19 protein-coding genes are annotated in these 20067 nt (G+C 45.8%); 9 read left to right on the forward strand and 10 right to left on the reverse strand.

Annotated elements, in window-relative coordinates; translation table 11 throughout:
- Positions 1-73 precede the first annotated feature (73 nt).
- The 4 genes from rpoH to ftsY form a co-directional block, all read right to left on the reverse strand.
- A complete protein-coding gene (gene rpoH / locus C8R30_RS07315) occupies positions 74-925 on the reverse strand; it encodes an RNA polymerase sigma factor RpoH (protein ID WP_107789874.1) in 852 nt (283 codons plus the stop codon).
- A 207-nt stretch (positions 926-1132) separates the two neighbouring features.
- Entirely contained in the window at positions 1133-2041 is a 909-nt protein-coding gene (ftsX, locus tag C8R30_RS07320; RefSeq protein WP_107789875.1) for a permease-like cell division protein FtsX, read from the reverse strand.
- On the reverse strand, positions 2038-2691 hold the full coding sequence (gene ftsE, locus C8R30_RS07325) for a cell division ATP-binding protein FtsE (protein ID WP_090669101.1): 654 nt from the start codon (positions 2689-2691) through the stop codon (positions 2038-2040). The genes ftsX and ftsE overlap by 4 nt, the downstream gene beginning before the upstream one ends.
- A gap of 38 nt (positions 2692-2729) precedes the next feature.
- Positions 2730-3722 (reverse strand): signal recognition particle-docking protein FtsY, encoded by a 993-nt coding sequence (ftsY, locus tag C8R30_RS07330; RefSeq protein ID WP_090669104.1) that lies wholly within the window; start codon positions 3720-3722, stop codon positions 2730-2732.
- 337 nt (positions 3723-4059) lie between these two features.
- Between ftsY and alr the strand changes: the two genes are divergently transcribed.
- Positions 4060-5151 carry an alanine racemase gene (gene alr / locus C8R30_RS07335; protein WP_107789876.1) on the forward strand — a complete coding sequence of 364 codons (1092 nt, stop codon included), beginning with the start codon at positions 4060-4062 and terminating at the stop codon, positions 5149-5151.
- A gap of 39 nt (positions 5152-5190) precedes the next feature.
- On the opposite strand, the gene C8R30_RS07340 is transcribed toward alr, so the two are convergent.
- Positions 5191-5988: a peptidylprolyl isomerase gene (locus tag C8R30_RS07340; protein WP_090669109.1), complete on the reverse strand. Its 798-nt coding sequence runs from the start codon at positions 5986-5988 to the stop codon at positions 5191-5193.
- Between the two features lie 144 nt (positions 5989-6132).
- Positions 6133-6435 (reverse strand): YciI family protein, encoded by a 303-nt coding sequence (locus C8R30_RS07345; protein WP_090669112.1) that lies wholly within the window; start codon positions 6433-6435, stop codon positions 6133-6135.
- 603 nt (positions 6436-7038) lie between these two features.
- On the opposite strand from C8R30_RS07345, the gene C8R30_RS07350 reads away from it, so the two are divergent.
- Positions 7039-7695, forward strand: a complete 657-nt coding sequence (locus C8R30_RS07350; protein WP_107789877.1) for a hypothetical protein — start codon at positions 7039-7041, stop codon at positions 7693-7695.
- A 128-nt stretch (positions 7696-7823) separates the two neighbouring features.
- Here C8R30_RS07350 and C8R30_RS07355 read toward each other — a convergent pair whose 3' ends face one another.
- The 3 genes from C8R30_RS07355 to efp form a co-directional block, all read right to left on the reverse strand.
- Entirely contained in the window at positions 7824-11684 is a 3861-nt protein-coding gene (locus tag C8R30_RS07355; protein ID WP_107789878.1) for a translocation/assembly module TamB domain-containing protein, read from the reverse strand.
- Between the two features lie 12 nt (positions 11685-11696).
- On the reverse strand, positions 11697-13511 hold the full coding sequence (locus C8R30_RS07360) for an autotransporter assembly complex protein TamA (RefSeq protein ID WP_258191960.1): 1815 nt from the start codon (positions 13509-13511) through the stop codon (positions 11697-11699).
- A gap of 78 nt (positions 13512-13589) precedes the next feature.
- Positions 13590-14156, reverse strand: coding sequence for an elongation factor P (gene efp / locus C8R30_RS07365; protein WP_107789879.1), 567 nt, complete (start codon positions 14154-14156; stop codon positions 13590-13592).
- Positions 14157-14174: 18 nt separating this feature from the next.
- Here efp and C8R30_RS07370 point away from each other — a divergent pair, with 18 nt between their 5' ends.
- The 4 genes from C8R30_RS07370 (at position 14175) to pgsA (ending at position 17565) form a co-directional block, all read left to right on the forward strand.
- Positions 14175-14855, forward strand: a complete 681-nt coding sequence (locus tag C8R30_RS07370; RefSeq protein WP_090669123.1) for a uracil-DNA glycosylase — start codon at positions 14175-14177, stop codon at positions 14853-14855.
- 20 nt (positions 14856-14875) lie between these two features.
- Complete coding sequence (locus tag C8R30_RS07375; RefSeq protein ID WP_090669126.1) at positions 14876-15064, forward strand: tautomerase family protein; 189 nt, start codon at positions 14876-14878, stop codon at positions 15062-15064.
- A gap of 25 nt (positions 15065-15089) precedes the next feature.
- Entirely contained in the window at positions 15090-16907 is a 1818-nt protein-coding gene (uvrC, locus tag C8R30_RS07380) for an excinuclease ABC subunit UvrC (RefSeq protein WP_107789880.1), read from the forward strand.
- A gap of 85 nt (positions 16908-16992) precedes the next feature.
- Positions 16993-17565 carry a CDP-diacylglycerol--glycerol-3-phosphate 3-phosphatidyltransferase gene (gene pgsA, locus C8R30_RS07385; RefSeq protein WP_090669132.1) on the forward strand — a complete coding sequence of 191 codons (573 nt, stop codon included), beginning with the start codon at positions 16993-16995 and terminating at the stop codon, positions 17563-17565.
- Positions 17566-17587: 22 nt separating this feature from the next.
- On the opposite strand, the gene C8R30_RS07390 is transcribed toward pgsA, so the two are convergent.
- Positions 17588-18391, reverse strand: coding sequence for a carbonic anhydrase (locus C8R30_RS07390; RefSeq protein ID WP_090669135.1), 804 nt, complete (start codon positions 18389-18391; stop codon positions 17588-17590).
- Positions 18392-18648: 257 nt separating this feature from the next.
- Between C8R30_RS07390 and C8R30_RS07395 the strand changes: the two genes are divergently transcribed.
- The 3 genes from C8R30_RS07395 to C8R30_RS07405 are packed head-to-tail and all read left to right on the forward strand — an operon-like array spanning position 18649 to position 19969.
- Positions 18649-19224: an RNA polymerase sigma factor gene (locus C8R30_RS07395; protein ID WP_090669138.1), complete on the forward strand. Its 576-nt coding sequence runs from the start codon at positions 18649-18651 to the stop codon at positions 19222-19224.
- Positions 19221-19598, forward strand: a complete 378-nt coding sequence (locus C8R30_RS07400) for a DUF3619 family protein (RefSeq protein ID WP_107783735.1) — start codon at positions 19221-19223, stop codon at positions 19596-19598. Before C8R30_RS07395 ends, C8R30_RS07400 begins: the two co-directional genes overlap by 4 nt.
- Entirely contained in the window at positions 19577-19969 is a 393-nt protein-coding gene (locus C8R30_RS07405) for a DUF3106 domain-containing protein (protein ID WP_090669145.1), read from the forward strand. The genes C8R30_RS07400 and C8R30_RS07405 overlap by 22 nt, the downstream gene beginning before the upstream one ends.
- The last annotated feature ends 98 nt before the right edge of the window (positions 19970-20067 follow it).

A 20067-nucleotide genomic window follows, 5' to 3' on the forward strand; every position in this document is an offset into this window, starting at 1 on the left:
TCTCGGACAGCTTCCTAGGTTCAACTCGAGATTGTCACGTTTAATATTTACCCTAATTATGGCCTGATTTATATTACATCACATTGGTAACGGCATTTCTTATTTTCTGGATAGCCTTGGCCTCGATTTGTCGGACACGCTCTGCTGATACCCCTAACTCGTCGGCCAACTCATGCAATGTTGCCGTGTCTTTTTCTCTTAGCCAACGCGCTTCAATAATATGTCGGCTGCGGCTATCTAGGCTTTCGAGAGATTCTTCTAGTTTCTCATGATATAAATGAGAAAGCTGCTTATCTTCAAGCTGTTGAGAGGGATCAACGCCGTCGGTGAGATAATTGATGGGACTGCAGCTATTTTCCTCTTCTTCGTCCGATAGTGGTTCTAACGAGATATCGCGACCACTAAAGCGTGTTTCCATTTCAACAACTTCTTCAGGCTTGACACCAAGCTGGTTTGCCACGGCTACAACTTCACTTTGGCTCAAGGTATCCAAGCTTTGTTTCATACTACGTAAGTTAAAAAACAATTTACGTTGTTGCTTGGTTGTTGCAATTTTAACTAGCCGCCAGTTTCGCATAATAAATTCATGGATTTCTGCTTTGATCCAGTGTACAGCAAAGGATACAAGACGCACACCTCTTTCTGGGTCAAATTTTTTCACAGCTTTCATTAATCCGATATTGCCTTCCTGAATTAAATCTGCATGGGGCAATCCATAGCCCAGATATCCGCGAGCGATCGAAATGACAACTCGCAGATGCGAAAGTACAAGCTGGTGAGCGGCTTTTATATCATTGTTGTCTCTCAAGGATCTTGCCAGCCGAACCTCATCTTCTTGAGATAAAACAGGGAAGCGGTTAACTGTTTGTATATAGTTCTCGATGCTGTCTCCCACTATTGCGGGTAACGCTAAAGTATTTGCCATGTCTGCTCCTTTAACATCAAATGTGATTCTTGACGCTTTTTATAAATATTAGCACTCTGGCATTGAGAGTGCTAATATTTCTTGAAGTTTCACGGATCACCTAAAAATAGCGGGCAAAAGATCGTTAGTATGAAATGAAGTGAGCTTGCTTGATTATGCTCTGAAAGCAGCAAAGAGGATAGCTGTCCTTCCTATTTACAATCCGAACTATTCAGGTTCTATCAGAGAGAGATGTTGTGCGACGGATAATCTTGCTCCCAACCAGCCTAGCCATGCTGAGAAAAGAAGCAAGCTCAGGCTATCCAGTAGAGAAAGGTGGTCTATAAAAAAGTCTATTGAATAGAGCTGGGTGAGTTCGACTAGGCTTTCATTGATCGCTTGGATACCTAAAGCAATAATGAGCCATGCTGATGCGGCACCGGCCATTCCTTGTATTGCGCCAAAATAAAGAAAAGGGCGGCGTATAAAACTATCTGTCGCGCCGATGAGCTTCGAAACTTCTATTTCATCTCGCTTGGTAAGTATCTGCAGGCGAATGGTATTGAAGACAACGATGATTAAAGCAAAACCTAATAAACAAGCCAACATCAGCACGGCAAATTGACCTAATCTAATAAAGGCATCTAATCGCCTTGCCCAATCGGTATCGACCTGAGCATGTTCTACTTCAGACCATTTTTTCATTGTGGCTTGGATCGATTCGAGTTCATTGGGTGAAACTGGCTGGATATCAATAACAAATGCGTCGGGTAGGGGGTTCTTGATTAGGCTATCGACTACATCGGCTAATCCACTTTCATGTTGCAGTTGCTGTAAGGCGATTTCCTTGGAAACGAACTTAAAACTCGCAATATTCGGGAATTTCTCCAAACGAGCGTTGATTTGTTCAATATCAGAGGATGTGGCGTCCATCCTTAGAAACAAACTTAATTGAGGGGTGTTTGCAACGTGTCCGGAGAGGGCCTGTAAATTTCCTATCAGCGTGTAAATACCGAGAGGGAGGCTAAATGCAATGCCAATCACAAAAATACTTAATAGGCTGGAGAGTGGTGTTCTTGCAAGCTGTTTGAGTGTCTGACCCAATGCTTGCCAATGCTGGGACAACCACATTTTCATGAAATTAACTTTCCTTGGTTGAGGGTGAGAGTACGATAGCGCGTGTCATTTAATAACGTCACGTCATGCGTGGCGATGAGCACGGTTACGCCCACTTGCTGGAATGATCTGAACACTTCCATAATACTTTGTGCATAATCGACATCGAGATTGGCCGTGGGCTCGTCGGCGATCAAAATAGACGGTCGGTGGACAACCGCTCGTGCAATACATAATCGCTGTTTTTCTCCACCGGATAAGGTAATAGGGTTTGCGGTTTCTTTCGCTAGTAAACCGACTTTATCAAGTGCGGCACGAACTCGTGCAGCTGATATTTTTTTTTCAAAGCCGCGGATTTGTAAAGGGAGCATGACGTTGGCAAAAACAGAGCGATCGTACAGAATCTTCTGATCTTGAAAAATGATACCTAAGCTGCGTCGCAGAAAGGGAATGGTACTTTTTTTGAGCGCATTGACATTCTGTTCGCTCACAGTGATATGACCCGATGTGGGACGCTCAATGGCAGCAATCAGTTTCAATAAAGTGCTTTTTCCGGCACCTGAGTGACCTGTCAGATATACCAATTCACCTGCGTCAATTGTGAAGGCGACATTTTTTAAGGCCTCGAAACCATCTGGATAACGTTTGTAAACATTTTTAAAACTGATCATAAAAAACCTGGGAAAGCAAAAATCAAATCGTTGAACGATTAATCGAACAATGCTTCTACAAATTCCTCGGCATTAAAAGGTCGGAGATCATCAAGTCCCTCTCCAACACCTATAAAGCGTAGAGCGGGAGGGTTTTGTGGATATTGAGCAGCAATGGCGGCAATGATGCCTCCCTTGGCTGTTCCATCTAGCTTGGTTAAGATCAATCCAGTTACCCCGAGCGCCTCATCGAAAGCTTTGACTTGGCTAATGGCATTCTGTCCTGTATTGGCATCCAACACTAATAAAATTTCATGGGGTGCATCGGGCATGGCTTTTGTAATAACACGCTTGATTTTTTTGATTTCTTCCATCAAATGTAATTGAGTCGTCAGGCGGCCTGCCGTATCGGCCAATACGATATCGATATTACGTGCCTTGGCGGCATTGACCGCATCAAATATGACTGCTGCAGGATCGCCCTTTTTTTGTGTATCGTTTTCTTGGGCAATAACGGTCACGCCATTGCGCTCACCCCATGCGAGCAGTTGTTCTCGTGCAGCGGCACGGAATGTATCGCCTGCCGCGAGCAATACTGATTTTCCCTGGGAGCGATAATAATAGGCAAGTTTTCCAATGGTGGTCGTTTTGCCAACACCATTGACACCCGTAATCATGATCACGAACGGCTTCTTCGTATCAACATCTAGGGGTCGAGCAAGGGGTGTGAGTAAGCTGACTAAAGTTTCCTGTAATGCTCCCTTGAGTTGCTCCGCGTTATTAAGCGCATCACGCTTGACTTTTTTACGTAACGACTCCAGCAACCAGTTCGTGGCGGTAACGCCCGTATCAGCGGTCAGTAAAATGGTTTCGAGCTCCTCGTAGAGCTCTTCATCAATCTTGCGGTTGCCAAATAAGCCAGAGAATTGTTTACTGAGGTTTTGCCGGGTTCGAGCAAGCCCTTGCCGAATTTTACTCGCTAAACTTTCCGATTTGGCAGTACTCTCTGTTTCTTCTGATGGATTTTTTTTTGATTTAAAAAAACTGAACATTCTAATAAAGAGTAATTAATATAGAGTCACAATAAATATCGATTTTATTCTTATTACGTATATTTGGGTGAGCGAAAAATAGAAATAGAGCGTTATAATTAAAGCCAATTTTTTTGACAAGAATAATGTCTCGGATTTTTAATTTTTCATTAGACAAATCCCTCACTTTATCAGTGCTATGTTACATTAAACCTCCTTCTTCATTGTCTGGGCTTTTCGGTATAGGAATTCGACAGAATATATTCATTCTTGGAACGGCTTGCTGATCGATTCTCGATTATAAAAAATTTAATTCCCATTCTGGAAAGTTATCTTATTTTTCATATAAGCACATTTTATGCCGCGTCCTATCCGCGCCTTGATTGATTTCTTAGCTCTTCAACATAACCTTAGTATTGTGCGTAAGCATGCAAGGAATGCACAAATTATGGCTGTGATCAAAGCAAATGCCTATGGACATGGATTACTGAGTACTGTAAGTGCGCTTAAATCAGCCGATGCATTCGCAGTGCTTGAATTGGAAGCTGCTGTGCGACTAAGAGAGGCTGGCGTAGATCATCCTATTCTACTACTTGAAGGTTATTTTTCCACAGAAGATCTTGTTGTGGCCGATCAGTATCGCTTAAGCACAGTAATCCACCATAAAGAACAATTAGTAATGCTGTTGGCATCAAAGCTTAAAAATAAACTCAACGTGTTCGTAAAAATCAATACGGGGATGAATCGCTTGGGCTTTACGCTTGGCGATGCAGTTGCTGCATTAAATACACTCAGATCTCATCCGACTATTGGCAATATTACGTTAATGACCCATTTTGCCTGTGCAGACGATCCATTACAAAAAATTGAAATAATTGAACAAATTAAGTGTTTTTCCGTAATTCAGAAGAAATTTCATTTGCCATGCTCAATGGCTAATTCTGCAGCCATCTTGCGATACCCTGAAACACTTGCAGATTGGGTGCGTCCAGGCATTATGCTTTATGGCGCATCGCCCTTGCTAGATAAGACTGCAGCAGAGCTAGATCTTCGCCCAGTCATGACAGTAACGAGTAAAATCATTGCGATACAGCACCTTGCTCTAAAGGATAAGGTTGGATATGGCAGCCACTTTCAGGCTGATCGGCCTATGCGAATTGGTATCGTTGCCTGTGGCTACGCAGACGGTTATCCTCGTCATGCGCCGACAGGAACACCTATACTTGTCGATGGGCAGCGTACTCGTATCGTAGGGCGCGTCTCTATGGATATGCTTACGGTCGATCTTACCGGTATAGAGCATGCAAATGTCGGAAGCATTGTCATTTTATGGGGGAAAGGATTACCGATTGAAGAAGTAGCAGAATCAGCCGGTACTATTAGCTACGAACTGTTTTGTGCCCTTTCTTCCCGAGTAGAGACACAGACTATCATGAATGAAAATCAGTAAAGCAATTAGCTTTACTGATTCCCGATGGCTATAACAAAGCTATTCGACTTTAGCTTTGTTTCTTAAGTCTTGCACAGTAGCCGCAAAATTTCTTTGTAGGACACGTTGCTGCATATTCATTTTTACTTCATCGAAAGGGGGTGTCACGGTAGGCCGGATATCTTCTAAGCGGATAACATGCCAGCCAAAAGAAGTTTGTACGGGTTTATCAGTGGTATTACCTTTCTTCAGGTTTTGAAGTGCATCAGCAAAGGGCTTGACGTAAGCGGCGGCTGCACTCCAGCCTAATTCACCACCATTATTTTTACTTCCTACATCGATCGATCTTTCTTCGGCCAGTTTTTCAAAAGAAGTGCCCTTCTTGAGAGAAGCGATAATATCCTTTGCTTCTACTTCGGTTTCAACAAGTATGTGGCGTGCTTTATACTCCTTGTCACCCATTTGAGCTTTGACAGTCTCGTACTCACGTCTTAAAACATCATCGCCTACAGCATTATTTTTGATGTAATCGGCCTGATAAGCTCTCACCAGTATAGCTTGCCGTGCGAGTTCAATTTGGGTAATCACATCCGGATCACGATCAAGTCCTTTCTTAATGGCTTCTTGTGCAATAATTTCTTCAGCAATGAGATTCTCACGAAGCGCGTTTCTCATCTCGGAAGAATCAGGCTGACCCTGAGCCACAGCAGCTTTGACCATAAAATCTAGCCTTGATTGGGGAATGACCACGCCGTTAACTTTCGCTACCGCGGCAGTCGATTGAGCATGAAGAGAGGCTGCGATAACGAGTCCTCCCAGACATATAGATATTGACAACAGAACTTTTACTAAGCGCATGCAACTTCCTTTAGATAAATTAAGGTTAAGATGAAAATATTTATATACAAGGCACTTTATGGTGTATGCGTGATGCCCTGCATATTATAAGCATAGGTAAGGTAAATAGCTGATAATCATTTCTGAGATCTAATTAAAATAGAGCTAGACAGGGAACACTTTCTTGAATGGTCTAACAGTGATTTTCGAATAGACGCCAGCGGTAACATAAGGATCCGTTTCTGCCCAAGATTGAGCTGCTTCCAGTGAAGCAAATTCCGCAACAATCAGGCTTCCTGAGAAACCGGCTGATCCGGGATCTGCACTATCGATTGATGGATAAGGTCCTGCTAAGATAAGTCGCCCTTCATTTTGTAGTGTCTGAAGGCGCTCCAAGTGGGCGGGCCTTGCCATCATGCGCTTTTCTAGACTGTTCAATACATCCTCGCCATGGATTGCATAAAGCATAATTCTCTTTTACCCGTGCTGTTAGGTTAGTTTTATTTGGTTTGATCATTTTAGAAAATTTGAGTATTTTTAGTACATCATAATAAAGATTCTTTCCTCCATTGACTTTTTCCAAAGTTGCTTACTGGTTTGTGCGAAAGAAATAGTATCGCCAGCTTCACAATTGTTTTCCTATAGATCATTAAAATCTTTCAGGATTCAATTTTTTCCTTATTTTCTATCATAGGGTGGTCAAGATGGCCTAGCATAAAATAGTGAACAATATAGCAGTTTTCTGGCGATTTTCTATTTGCTGGGCAATAATAAAACGGAACTAATTAAATACGTGTTGATCCTCATTGGGAGGGCAGTAGAGCGTCGAAGTTACGCATATATTAAAAATAAATCTGAATCTGGCCATACGCAAAGGCGAATACCCTTTTCAAGAGAATATATTATCTCAAGCATTAATATTTGTTATCCAAATATGCCACTTCTTTCCCAATTTTTAACTTGATATTCCGATTTTAGAAATATTTAGCTTTCTATCTTGTATCTCAGGTGATACTTTAAATTTTTTAACGAGTCTTTTTTATCAATATCAATTCTAGAAGGAGCCAATCGATGAAGTATTCTTTATCATTTTTGATTGCCACAATAACATTGTTTAGCGCATTGTTCAGTAATCAGGCGTTTGCACGTTCCCTCTGGATTGAAGGTGATGTCCTCGATGGTTTGCATAGCAAGCTTTATTTTGGTGAGTATGGTGAAAATCAGCGCGAATCATCGCCAGGTGAACTGGATCATATCGTTTCTCCTTCTGTTTCAGTATTTGATACAGAGGGTGTTGAGAAAGAAGTGACAGCCGAAAAAAGCGGCAATCATTTCGTGATCCCTAGTGGAAGAACTGTTTTAGTACAAGCGCTCAATCAACCTGTTGAAGAAATAAAGCGTGACGGTAAGTCTATTTTTGTCAAACCCTATTTCTATGCACGCCTAGGCGCTGAGGGGAGCATGCCGTTAGATATCAAGCAGAATGGTAATAAATTGTCACTCTACTTTAGAAACAAACCATTAGCCGATGCGAGTATTCGCATCATTGCGTCAAATGGTTGGGAAAGACGGCTACGTACCAATGAGAATGGAGAAGTTACCTTTACACTTCCAGGTTTAGGCATTTATATCGTAGAAGCGGAATACGAAAATAATCAACCCGGCGAATTTGAGGGTAAAGCCTATACACGTGAAATTCATACGGCGACGCTAAGCATTTATCAATAATAATGGCTGTTCGCTGACAACGGCGTACATCGCGTGTGTCGTCCCAGTCGAATGCCACTGGTTATTGAAGTACGATGACAAGGGTTTGGAATATGGCGTTTTTATAGTTTAATCTTTTTCCATTACGCTCAATCCAATTGAAAAGTATAGAAAATATCAACGGCGTTATCTTCGCCGGCGCGCGTTACGACTGAAATATTGCTTGTCAGACTGTACGTGAGTTTTGTGATGCCTGTTGCTGTGGTCGTCAGTCCTCGTTCGTAACTCAGGTAAGCGCGTGAGGAAAGACGCTTCCCCACGGTGCCTATTTGACTGGTTAGTGGATCGCCGGTGCCTTGCTGGCGGATTGAAAATTCATCCACACCCAGTGCGCCACCGATTTGGTCCATAATCCCACCGCCTGATTGTCCACCGAGAATGGAACTTGCTGCTGTGAGCAACAGTGAAGTATCCATTCCACTGGCATCTGGTGCGCGACCGAGCACAATCCAGGATAATTTCTCGGCATCTGGAACGTCAGGCGTGGAGACCAACCTAATGATTGGGTTACGCACAGATCCTGTCACTTCCACGCCCGCTTTAACGGGTAAATTGTTGCGTACTGCCAGGACGTTGAGCCCTGGATCATCCAGCGGACCGTCGAAGCTGACAATGCCGCGCTGTACTTTCAAACTTTGGCCATAGGCATTGAAAGACGTATCACGTGCAGTGATCGTGCCAACTGCATGCAATGCTTGCCCTGGTTGACTGCTTAAGTGCAATTGCCCCGCTAGCCGGCCTTCCAAGCCGGAAGCACGTAAATAAAAATGTTCGCCTAAATCCAGTGCCGCATCCAGATTGACCAGTAGTTTCTCTGCATCTTCAGGAGGGGGTGTTTGTCCGATAATGACGACATCATCAGCTAATTGGGGGCGCCCAGCTTCAGGTTGCAGGATAAAGCCCGCATCGGCAGTGATTTTGCCACCGATAGTAAGCTGTTGATCATTCAAGCTGATCTGGCCATCGCCGGATGCAATGATCCAGCGGTTAGCTTGTTGCGAGAGGGGGAGATGATCAATTTCAATATTCGCATGGCTACGCCGATCTTGATAATCGATAGCGCCCGTAACCTTGAGCTGGCCCGTTTTTTTGGGAAGCTCGATCTTGGATAAGAGACGATCTTTGGGCGGGGGTTCATGCGGTGCGTCGAATGTAAGCGTGTTAATTTGTAAGGTAGCCTGATCAAAAGCGATAGAGAGTGCTCCGTTCTCCAAATGGATGCCTTCATCGAGCAAGGCAATACCCAGTGTATCGCCTTGAATAGTGCCGTCTAGCCTGGGCTGATCAAATGTACCGCTTGCCCGTGCTTGCAAGGAGAGCTGCCCGTTACTCTTCAGATTACTGTCTACCACTGGCCCAACCCAGGATAAGTCAGCAATGTGTATATTCATTTTGCCACTCAGTGGGCGATCTTGTGCGATTTGCCATCCTCCCTCCTTGGAGATTAAAGGGAGCACACCGCTCGCGATCGTTTCACCAATACGGTTACCATGAATGATCATTTCCACTGTCAGATTGTCATCCAATGCACGTGCATCGAATTGTAGACGCTGTAATCCTAATTGTACGGGGTTTCCCTCCAGGAACAGGGTCCAATCCCCTTTTTTTCGTTCGATATGTATATGCCCGGTGAGCTGTTTCCCAGCCGTGATATTCCATTCACCGCCCATTTGTAGGGGTTCAATATTTTGGGGTGGTTTTTCATTAGGTCTCAGGGTAATTTCGGATAGCGTTCCGCGGCTCGACCATTGGCGTGGTGTCCAAATTGTTTCGAGCAAGCTGATTTCGCCTTCTGCAATGGCTATTTGGGTAGATTCCAGCGCGATTCGGTGTTGGCTGATATGTAGAGCGGGTTGGTTGACTAAGTGAGTAGGCATACCTCCCGTGACAGATAATTTTTGTATCGTGCCGTTCCATCCAAAATCCTGGGGTTTTTCCCGTGAGAAGGTAAGTTTGCCCGTTGTTTGGAAAGAGAGATGGGCGTCTTGTGGCAAACCTGATTCGATACCGAGCGTATGACGTGCCAAATTGCCAGTCAACGTGACGGTGGGATTTTTCAGATAATCATCTGTGGCCGAGCGATAGTTGGCCGCTTGAATGGCCAAAGTGGTGGCGGTTTCATGTAGATCGCCATTGATCTTCAGTTTCGATAGTTGATGGTTTTCACCTAGCACTAAACGTTTTGCACTGCTTTCAATCAGCAGGCGAGGCGAATCAAAAGTGTCAGCCAGTGTGAGCTGTGCCTTGATATCGCCTTCAATGCCCATTCCAAGCTGTGCAAGTGCGGGTGCGACAATATTCACTATTAATCGATCACCCTTGATACCAAAGGCACCTTTAGTATCGAATCGGTTGCTGCCGATCTGCAAGTGGATATCGCTTTTGATGCGACGTGTTGCATCAAATGTCAGCTGTCCTTTACCTGCTACCGGCTGTCGAGCGAAATGGCTTTTGGCTATGGCAAATCCAAGCTTGCCCTCGATGGAGGGTGAAAGCTTTCCTGATAATGTGACCGTTGCGTTCAAATTCGAGGGAGGGGCTTGTACCAGCGTAGCCAGGTTGAATTGACTGAGCTTGCCTTCAAAATGGAAGGATTGTGCGTCATCCCAATTTAAACGGCCTTGTCCTGTAAGTGCGGATGCTGCATGGCGCAGGGAGAGCTTTTCCAAATTTATCATCGCATCTGTACGGGTCAGGCTTGTTTCCAACGATAATGCGCCGTCACGCAACGAAATCATGCCATACTGCGTTCCGATGTCGCCTGTAAGTTGGATGTTGCCACTGATTTTGGCGGGTTGTAATCGTGTATCCAGCGCTGCTGGATTGACCTGATTTACCTTTATCTTGGCAGTGCCGGTCGCGTGCGCGATATGCCAGGCAATATGGCCTGTAATGCTCGCTTGATCGGTTAATTGCAACAGTAGCTCGTCGAGCTGAATTTCCTCCATCGTAATGGCTGGATGGGCGCGTATTTCTGTCACGGGTAACCCTTTCTGATCAAGAGGTTGGGGCAGCTTGTTTTTTATGATCACGCTTCCCGCCAGTTTTCCGGTGACCGCTTCAGTAAGTGCCGTGGCAATGGATAGGTCGGCTTTGGGTAGATCAGCCAGAAAGGTTTGTGGATTCAGTTCGTCTATCGATAAATGTAGCGCAGCCAGCGGCATGGTTGCAAAAGGACGTGCTATGAATGTTCCGCTTCCTTTTGCACCCGCGCTCGTTCCCGCTATTTTTCCCTGGATTTCCTCCAAGTTGCCGTCAAGCACAATCGAGACCATTCCCTCAGGGGCCGCAACAGAAGAGGTATGTAATCGGTCAAGCGACGCGCGCAAACTGAGATTAAAGGGACGATCAGGGCCTAACCGGGCCGATCCCTGAAGCATTCCAAAAGGCAGTTTTGCTTTGATTTCCTGTAACTGATGTTGGTGCTCATCGCTTTTCAGACGGGCGGTGAGATGGGCGATCATGACATCGGGAGTATCATGACCGAGCGTAAACATTTGTATGGAGCCAATATCGACCTGCTGCAGCGAAATTGTCAAGGGGAGGCGCAAGCTTTCCGGCAAAGTGGCGGGTTCGGTCGAAGGGGCTGAATGCATTTCAATAGCACCGATGGTCAATGCGTTGATTTCCAATCGACTTGAAAACAATCGTTGCGGTTGCCATTGCAATTCAAGGTCGTCTATCGTCAGGCGCAGGTCTTCACTTGCATAGCGCATTTTTTGGATCGTTAATGCACGCAAGCTGCCATTGATCTGCTCAAATTGAACGCTTTCTCCGCTAAGACGCGAAGCCATCGAGAGCAAAAAACGGAGCCCGGCATTACTGGTGGCGAGCCAAATGCTGCTTGCGATCAATACGAAGATCAGTGAAAACAAGGTGTAGAGAAACCAGGGTCGTTTTCTTTTTTCCTTTTGACCCTGGTTATTGGTATCGGTATCGTATTCTTTCATCTGATGTCCAAGCTAGAATGCAACCGCAATCGAAAAATGTACCCGCAATGTGCCGGTATCATGCCGTCTGGCTAAATCAAGCGCAAAAGGACCCGCCGGACTGCGCCAGCGGATACCGCTGCCATAGCCGAGCGATGGATTGAAGGATTGCCAGCTATCAGCGGCATCCCCAATGTCAGCGAATACTGCCCCTCCCCAATTTTGGGTGAGCCAACGGACATATTCGAGCGTTCCCGTGCCCAGTACACGTCCACCAACGATGGCATCACCTTCACGTACCCCCAGGCTTAAAAAATCATGCCCTCTCACGGAATTGATGCCCCCGGCACGGAATAAATATTCCTGAGGTATACCTTGCCGGGATGAGGCAAGAGTTTGTCCGATTTCTGCACGAAAAAACAAGACGTCACGCTTGCCGATCGGCCACCAATGCTGGTGACGTCCATACAATCGGAGAAAATCGCGCTCTGAAAGAATATGTTGACTACCGCCACCGACGCGCAGCTCCGTAATATTCCCACGTCTGACATGCAGTGGATCATCAACTGAGCGGTAACGCCACCAGGTATCTAATGCGAGTGCTTGAATGACGGTATCAGGTGCGCCAACTGGGTTTTTTTCTTCTCTTTGCCAATTAATGCCGACTTGGGTTTGCATGTTTTCCTGAATATGGGTACCGCTCAAACCGAGTCGCTGATTGAAGGTTTTCAGATTTTCGATATCCGTCAATTGAACGCTGGCCCCTAATCCATACTGAAGATTGTATTCATTGGGCAGAGTGTCGATCTTTGCAGAAAATGTTTGACGTTTTTGCTCATAGCGCAACAAGCTACTTAAAATCCAGGCGCGATCAAGAAAATTATAGCTTTGATAATTGACTTCACCTCGTGCTCCGTTGTTAGAACTATACCCCACACCGATACCGATTCGCTTGGAGCGAGCCTCTGTCAGAAGAATATCGATAGGGGCTGCTTGATGCTGCGTAACATCCGGCCGAATACTGACCGTGGCGGAGCTGAACTGGGGGAGGTTTTGCAAGGTCGCTTGCAGCGCGAGCAATTTATCCCTGCGATAGGGATCCCCTTTTTTAAAGAGGACTTTACTGCGAACCAGATTGGGATCATAACGCTCCAATCCGCTAATATTCAAATCACCAAAATAAAAAATAGGCCCCGAGTCGACTACGAGATGGAGCGTTGCACTTGCAGTAGCAGGGTCAACTTTTGCCTCACTCTTGATCAACCGGGCTGCGGCGTATTCATTGCTGGTCAAATTGGCAAGCAAGGATGATTTAGCTTCTTCCCAGGCGGCATTCCTAAAAAATTTGCGAGGGGTTAACGGCCAATTTGCCCGTAACTGCGCTATCCGATTACGAAACTCGGGAGCGTCTTTAGCGATTTCCCCTTGAAATTCGATATTAAGCTCTGTGACACGGGTTCGCGGCCCTGGTACGACTTTCAGCAAGCGTTTACCGTCGGGCAAATCATTTTCCAACGTAATCGTCGGTGTAAAATAGCCTTCGGTCGCGAGCAATTCGGTGACTTCCTGCCGCGTCTTGCGCACAAATGAGGCTCGTGCAGTATCATCGGAAAACGGCTCGGTCGGGAAAGAGAAATATTTTTCAATTACATTCCTGACGGATTTGGGCGCTGACAGCTCGATAATGCCTGCTTCCTTTTTTTTATCGCTGCCCTGAATCGCTTGTGCTGCGGTAATAGGGGCGCCAAGTAAAAGCAAAGCGATACACAAGGCAAGAAGGATTCGCTGTGCATTACGAAAATCAATTGAAGCGTTCGTTGTAGATTGAATTGAACGTATGACCGTCATTAATCCGGGATGCCAATTTTGCTTGCATGAAATTGATCGTACTTTTCCAAACCAGCAAAGTGGGTGTTTAAAATGGGCTTAAATGCGTTCGATATACTCACCACTATCTGTATTGACTTTGATTTTCTCGCCTTGTAGAACAAAAGACGGTACCATGACGACCAATCCCGTTTCCAAGGTTGCGGGTTTAGACGAGCTGGTGGCTGTTGCGCCTTTGAGGCTGGGTTCCGTGTCAACGACAGTCAATATGACACTGGAAGGAAGCTGCACGCCGATTGGGCGATCATTGTGAAAATTGACCAGCACGTCCGTATTGGGTAACAGGTATTCGCTTTGTCCTTCGAGAAAGTCTTGCGACAGATTGAGCTGCTCGTAGGTTTGCTTGTCCATAAAGACGTAATCATTGCCTTCCTGGTAGAGGAAGGTCATTTCCCGTGGCTCGACCAGTGCGCGTTCAACTTTATCTTCGGTACGGAAACGCTGGTTTGTTTTGGTGCCTGCTTCGATATCCTTCATTTCGACTTGCATGAATGCGCCCCCACGGCCACCGACATGAACATGGTAACATTTCAATATACGCCAGATCCGTTTGTCCCATTCGATCAGATTGCCGACGCGGATTTCTGTTGCGAGAACTTTTGTCATTGTTAATTGATATTCAAAATGGCCATTTTACACCATAACACCCATTCTCCGAGCCTGCATGAGGCGTTGGCCGATTGCCGGCAATGCCACCGGCTGGCAAAATTCTTGGAAACAGTCAAGACACAGTACCCAAGTTATCACGCCAAACCGGTACAGGCATTTGGAGATTCGTTATCTAAGCTGCTGATTATCGGTCTAGCGCCGGGCATGCATGGCGCCAACCGGACGGGTAGGCCATTCACGGGGGATTTTGCGGGTATCTTGCTATATCAAACACTGCATAAATTTGGGTTGGCGAATCATCGCGAATCCATTTCGGCGGCGGATGGATTGCAACTGTTGAGTTGCCGCATCACCAATGCTGTCAAGTGTCTCCCCCCGGCAAATAAGCCGCTGCCAGGCGAAATCAGGCAATGCAATGCTTATCTGGCCGCTGAAATAGCAGATTTCACAGTAAGGGGCGGGCGGGGAATTCTAGCACTTGGGAGAGTAGCGCATGAGGCGGGCCTTATGGCGCTAGCCCTCAAGATGAAAAGCTATCCTTTCAGTCATGGTGCAGTCCACAACCTGCCCAACGGTTTGATGCTTTATGACAGCTATCATTGTAGTCGCTACAATACGCAAACCAAGCGCCTGACAGCTGAAATGTTCGAGCAAGTCATCGCTAGAGTATGCGCTGATCTGGCATTACCATCATAATTATTTCGGGAGAAAAAGAAATGCCTTACGTCAATATTCGTATTGCCGGCACTTTGAGCCGGGAGCAAAAAAAACAGATCGCCGAGGAAATTACCGATACCTTGGAAAGAGTAGGGAACAAACCCAAGTCGTACACCTATATTTCTTTTGACGAGATTCCCCATGAAAACTGGGCAATTGCGGGAACGTTGCTCGGTGAGGATAAATAGCGTGCCGTAGCGGAGAAAATGCGTTTTGTCTGAAATTACATTTGATGGCAAGGTTTTTTCGTCGACTTTGCCGCCTCTGCCGGGTGTTTATCGTATGCTGAATGCGGCGGGGGAAGTCATCTATGTTGGAAAAGCAATCGATTTGCGGAAACGGGTGTCGTCTTACTTTCAGAAATCCAATTTAAGTCCGCGCATCCAACTTATGGTTTCGCAGATTGTGGGTATTGAAACAACCGTCACCCGTTCGGAAGCAGAAGCGCTATTGCTCGAAAACAATCTCATCAAAAGCCTGGCGCCCCGCTACAACATCTTATTCCGAGATGATAAATCATATCCCTATTTGATGTTGAGTCGGCATGCCTATCCTCGATTGGCATTCTATCGCGGTATGCTTGACAGCCAGCATCAATATTTTGGACCCTTTCCAAATGCAGGGGTCGTCAGAGAAAGCATCCATCTTCTGCAAAAAGTATTTCGCCTGCGTACTTGCGAAGACAGTGTATTCAATCATCGTGCCCGTCCTTGTTTGCTATACCAAATCAAGCGCTGCAGTGGGCCTTGTGTGAATCTCATTTCGCAGGATGAATACCGTGAGGATGTAAAAAGTGCTTCACTTTTTTTACAGGGCAAGCAAAATGAAGTACTGAAAGCGATTGCTGAAAAGATGCAGATAGCTGCCGAACGTATGGAATATGAGCAAGCCGCTATTTTCCGAGATCAGATGCAGGCTCTGCGGAAAATACAGGAAAAACAATTTGTCGACAGCGGCAAGGCTTTGGATGTGGACGTCATTGCCTGTACCTCATTGCAAGAAGGTGATGGAAACGTTTGTGTCAATCTGGTCATGATTCGAGGAGGACGGCACCTCGGGGACAAAAGTTTCTTTCCACAAAATGTACAGGGCTATACGCTAGCCGATGTTCTGGAAGCGTTTATTACCCAACATTATATCAACCGACCTATCCCGCCGATGATTGTAATCGATGAGAAAATCGCCTTGGACGTATTACAACCTTTACTGAGCGAGCAAGCCGGGCGCAAAGTTGCGATCGTCATCAATCCGGCAGGTGAACGGCGCGCATGGTTGAGGATGGCGACAGAGAATGCGCGTTTAGCGCTCAAACAAAGGTTGCAAAGACAAGCAAGTCAAGAGGATCGGCTACAAGCGCTGCAGTTTGCCTTGAATCTACCTAGCCTTGGTCGTATCGAATGCTTCGATATCAGCCACACTATGGGTGAAGCAACGGTAGCATCTTGTGTGGTTTATGATAATTTTGCGTTGCGTAATAACGAATATCGCCGCTATAACATCACTGATATCATGCCAGGCGATGATTATGCTGCGATGCGTCAAGCGCTTTTGCGGCGATACAAAAAAATCGCGGAAGACGAAGGTAAGTTACCCGATTTGATTCTGATCGATGGTGGGAAAGGACAAGTCAGTGCAGCACAGGAAGTGCTCATCGAACTCGGACTAAATGATATTCCTTTTATCGGTGTAGCCAAAGGAGAAGAACGTAAGCCAGGTTTGGAGCAATTGATTTTTCCATCAACAGAAAAGTCGTTAAAATTACCGCCTGATCATGCGGGTTTACATTTAATTCAGCAAATTCGTGATGAAGCGCATCGCTTTGCAATTCAGGGACATCGTGCACGTCGCAACAAATCGCGCACCCATTCTAGCCTCGAACAAATAGCCGGTATTGGGGCAAAACGACGACAAAGCTTGCTAGGCCGGTTCGGGGGACTTAAAGGCGTGCTAACGGCGAGTATCGAAGAATTACAGCAAGCGGAAGGTATCAGCCGGGCGCTGGCAGAACGGATTTACCGGGAGCTGCATTGATACGTGGATGCTAAGCGGATTTGAAAGTTAAGGGTGACTAGAAGGTTGCCGCTAAACATAAATAACAGAATCGATTTTACACACTATGCCAATGAATCTTCCTAACCTGCTGACATGGTTGCGGATACTCGCTATCCCATTGTTTGTCGGGATTTATTATTTGCCACCAGACTGGTTGTCGCCATTTGCAAAAAATTTGATCGCCACCATCATTTTTACCGGTGCGGCGATCACCGATTGGCTGGATGGCTATCTTGCCCGTACGCTCAATCAGATGTCGGCATTTGGTGCATTTCTCGACCCGGTTGCTGATAAATTAATGGTTACGGCTGCGTTAATCGTGCTGGTCTATTTGGAAAGACTGGATGCGCCAATCGCATTGATCATCATCGGACGTGAAATTACCGTATCCGCTTTGCGCGAATGGATGGCGCAGATCGGCAAGGCAAAGAGTGTGGCCGTCTCCTTTTTGGGAAAAATCAAAACGGCATCACAAATGATCGCAATCCCGCTCTTGCTCTACCATGAAAAAATCGGGCAATTTGACCCTCAAGTCATCGGTACCTGGTTGATTTACCTAGCTGCTTTCCTGACTTTATGGTCGATGATTTATTACTTGAAAGCGGCCATCCCTCAGGCAATCAAGCATTCTTCCTAGCGGGTGATTGGTGTGGATACGGCTACGCGATAAGCTCAACCTTGCCCGTTTTGAGATGGTAAAAACCGCCAACGATGCGGATTTTTTTATGATCATGATAATAATCGAGGATGGGGGTTTTAGTTCTCAGTTTTTCGACCGTCATGATCACATTGGTTTTGATCACATTGACCAGCCGGTTGCTGGAAGTATCGGTGACCGCTCTGACCGCAGGGGCGATGGCGCTTGCTAGTAATTGGATGTGTCCTGGAAAATCTTGGTAATGATCGACTGCGTCGATCGCTGCTTTCACTGCTCCGCAGCTTTCGTGTCCCAACACCATGATCAACGGTGTTTTCAGTACGGCTACTGAGTATTCCAATGTGGCAAGATTGTCGTGCGTCAAGTAGTTTCCTGCCACGCGCGCGACAAAGAGATCGCCAAGCGCTTCATCGAAACAATGTTCGGGGCTTACCCGCGAATCGGAGCACCCTAAAATCGTAGCGTACGGATTCTGACCTTTGGCGAGTGCCGTCTCCACATCATGAAAATCTAATGGCTCCGATTTGCCCGATACAAAGCGCTCATTCCCAGCCATTAACCGTTCCAATGCTTGATCCGGAGTGAGGATATTTTCAGGCTTGGGGGTGGACGGGAGCGGTGATTTAGTGCTGTTCTTTTCTTTGTCAGCCGCGATACCCGCCGTTACGAAACCCAAACTGAGCGCAGTCACAGCAGCTTGTTTCAGAAATAGGCGTTTATCCGGTTCTGCTGGTCCATGATGTCCATTTGACACGTGTTCATTCTGAATAGCAGATATATCGGCTTGAGCGCATCGATAGCACATGGTGGCAACTCCTTTGGCAGGCTTGATCGGTAAGACATTTTAACTTGTAATTGACTTAATGACTCAAGTATCTATCTCCTTGAAATCAGGAAGGCTTTAGTACCAGAAAGGGTTTTGAGCCGTGAATCCTTGTTCTTGCGAGCTCAATGGGGTCTCCGTGTTTTTTATAACAACTCGTTTCTTTCAGTGAACAGTAGATTTTTGCTACTATTGCGCGCAAAGTAATCAATCTAATTTTTCATGTAAGGTAGATCACTCTGGCTACGCAACAAGAGCTTTCTGATTTTCTGAGCGAGGTCGAATTACGTGCCTATAAACAAGCACTGTTTGCGGTGCAAGATGAGCATGTCGCGCTGGACATCGTGCAAGATGCCATGATGAAACTTACTGAAAAATACGCACATAAACCACCGGAGCAACTTCCGCTGCTATTTCAGCGTATTTTACAGAATACCATTCGCGATTTTTATCGGCGGCAGAAATCCCGCTCATCGTGGATAATGTTGTTTTCAGCGTTTTCATCGCATCAAGACGAAAAAGAACATGAAGATTATGATTTTTTGGAAACGCAAGCGGCGAACCGGGATTCAAATTACGGTAATGATCCCCATAAACAGCTAGAGCAATCCCAAGTAATTGCAATCGTCGAGAAAGCGTTAGAAACATTACCTGCACGTCAACGCGAAGCCTTCTTGTTGCGTTATTGGGAAGAGATGGATGTGTCAGAAGCTGCAAAAGTCATGGGGTGTTCGGAGGGAAGCGTGAAAACGCATTGCTCACGTGCAACGCATGCATTGGTTGCGCTACTGAAAGCAAAAGGAGTCAAGTTATGAATGAAGAAGAGAGGGTAGGCAAAGAAGTTGCCAGGCTATTGAATCACAGTATAGGCGAAATTAATCAGGATACATTGTATCGATTGCAAGCAGCGCGCAGAGCTGCCATGAAGAATTATCAGTTGGAAGAAAAGATAATTCATGTGGGTGCAGGTATGGCCGGGCGGAACGGTTTGGATAGTTTTTTTTCTCATACGGGTAAATTGGTGTTGCCTGTCATGGTGTTATTTGTTTTGATGGCTACCTTGTATTGGAAAATAAGCTACGAAGTCGATGAAAAAGCTGCTATCGATACGATGATTCTTGCTGATGATTTACCGGTTGACGTTTATCTCGATGACGAGTTTGATATATGGCTGGAATCTACTCGGTAATCGTTTATACCTGTTTTGCATTTTCTGTGGCGGCTTCATCGGAAGCCGCCTCGGCACAATCTTCTTGGGCAAAACTCAAACCACAACAAAAAATTATTCTGCAGCCCCTCGAACAAAGCTGGGATACATTTGAACCTGCTCAGAAAAAGAAATGGCTGAGGATGACCAAGCATTATTTGAAGTTGACTCCCGAGGAGCAGCAGCGCATACAATCCCGCATGCGGGAGTGGAGTGCTTTAACGCCCGAACAGCGTAGCCAGGCACGGAAAAGATATAAAAAAATTGAAAAACTGCCTGTTCATAAACAGCACCAAATTAAACAGAAATTGAGCCAATTGAATGATGCATCCCAAGACCGCGCGATAGACTGAAATGTTCGATCAAGCCTATCCCTATTGTGTGTCTGATAGACATTTTATTTTTTTCACCCCTTCTGGTTATCAATCCTAATTTCTCAGTTGATGTAAAT

This window comes from Nitrosomonas nitrosa (genome assembly GCF_003051105.1).
Lineage (GTDB): Bacteria > Pseudomonadota > Gammaproteobacteria > Burkholderiales > Nitrosomonadaceae > Nitrosomonas > Nitrosomonas nitrosa.

What these genes read in the sequence shown, in the direction of transcription:
- ftsE (WP_090669101.1), bottom strand. Translation starts at nt 2,691, where the DNA reads ATGATCAGTTTTAAAAATGTTTACAAACGTTATCCAGATGGTTTCGAG.
- efp (WP_107789879.1), bottom strand. Translation starts at nt 14,156, where the DNA reads ATGACAAAAGTTCTCGCAACAGAAATCCGCGTCGGCAATCTGATCGAA.
- pgsA (WP_090669132.1), top strand. Translation starts at nt 16,993, where the DNA reads ATGCCAATGAATCTTCCTAACCTGCTGACATGGTTGCGGATACTCGCT.
- ftsY (WP_090669104.1), bottom strand. Translation starts at nt 3,722, where the DNA reads ATGTTCAGTTTTTTTAAATCAAAAAAAAATCCATCAGAAGAAACAGAG.
- C8R30_RS07370 (WP_090669123.1), top strand. Translation starts at nt 14,175, where the DNA reads ATGGCCATTTTACACCATAACACCCATTCTCCGAGCCTGCATGAGGCG.
- ftsX (WP_107789875.1), bottom strand. Translation starts at nt 2,041, where the DNA reads ATGAAAATGTGGTTGTCCCAGCATTGGCAAGCATTGGGTCAGACACTC.
- alr (WP_107789876.1), top strand. Translation starts at nt 4,060, where the DNA reads ATGCCGCGTCCTATCCGCGCCTTGATTGATTTCTTAGCTCTTCAACAT.
- C8R30_RS07375 (WP_090669126.1), top strand. Translation starts at nt 14,876, where the DNA reads ATGCCTTACGTCAATATTCGTATTGCCGGCACTTTGAGCCGGGAGCAA.
- C8R30_RS07350 (WP_107789877.1), top strand. Translation starts at nt 7,039, where the DNA reads ATGAAGTATTCTTTATCATTTTTGATTGCCACAATAACATTGTTTAGC.
- C8R30_RS07405 (WP_090669145.1), top strand. Translation starts at nt 19,577, where the DNA reads ATGGCTGGAATCTACTCGGTAATCGTTTATACCTGTTTTGCATTTTCT.
- C8R30_RS07345 (WP_090669112.1), bottom strand. Translation starts at nt 6,435, where the DNA reads ATGCTTTATGCAATCCATGGCGAGGATGTATTGAACAGTCTAGAAAAG.
- C8R30_RS07390 (WP_090669135.1), bottom strand. Translation starts at nt 18,391, where the DNA reads ATGTGCTATCGATGCGCTCAAGCCGATATATCTGCTATTCAGAATGAA.
- rpoH (WP_107789874.1), bottom strand. Translation starts at nt 925, where the DNA reads ATGGCAAATACTTTAGCGTTACCCGCAATAGTGGGAGACAGCATCGAG.
- C8R30_RS07340 (WP_090669109.1), bottom strand. Translation starts at nt 5,988, where the DNA reads ATGCGCTTAGTAAAAGTTCTGTTGTCAATATCTATATGTCTGGGAGGA.
- C8R30_RS07355 (WP_107789878.1), bottom strand. Translation starts at nt 11,684, where the DNA reads ATGAAAGAATACGATACCGATACCAATAACCAGGGTCAAAAGGAAAAA.
- C8R30_RS07360 (WP_258191960.1), bottom strand. Translation starts at nt 13,511, where the DNA reads ATGACGGTCATACGTTCAATTCAATCTACAACGAACGCTTCAATTGAT.
- C8R30_RS07400 (WP_107783735.1), top strand. Translation starts at nt 19,221, where the DNA reads ATGAATGAAGAAGAGAGGGTAGGCAAAGAAGTTGCCAGGCTATTGAAT.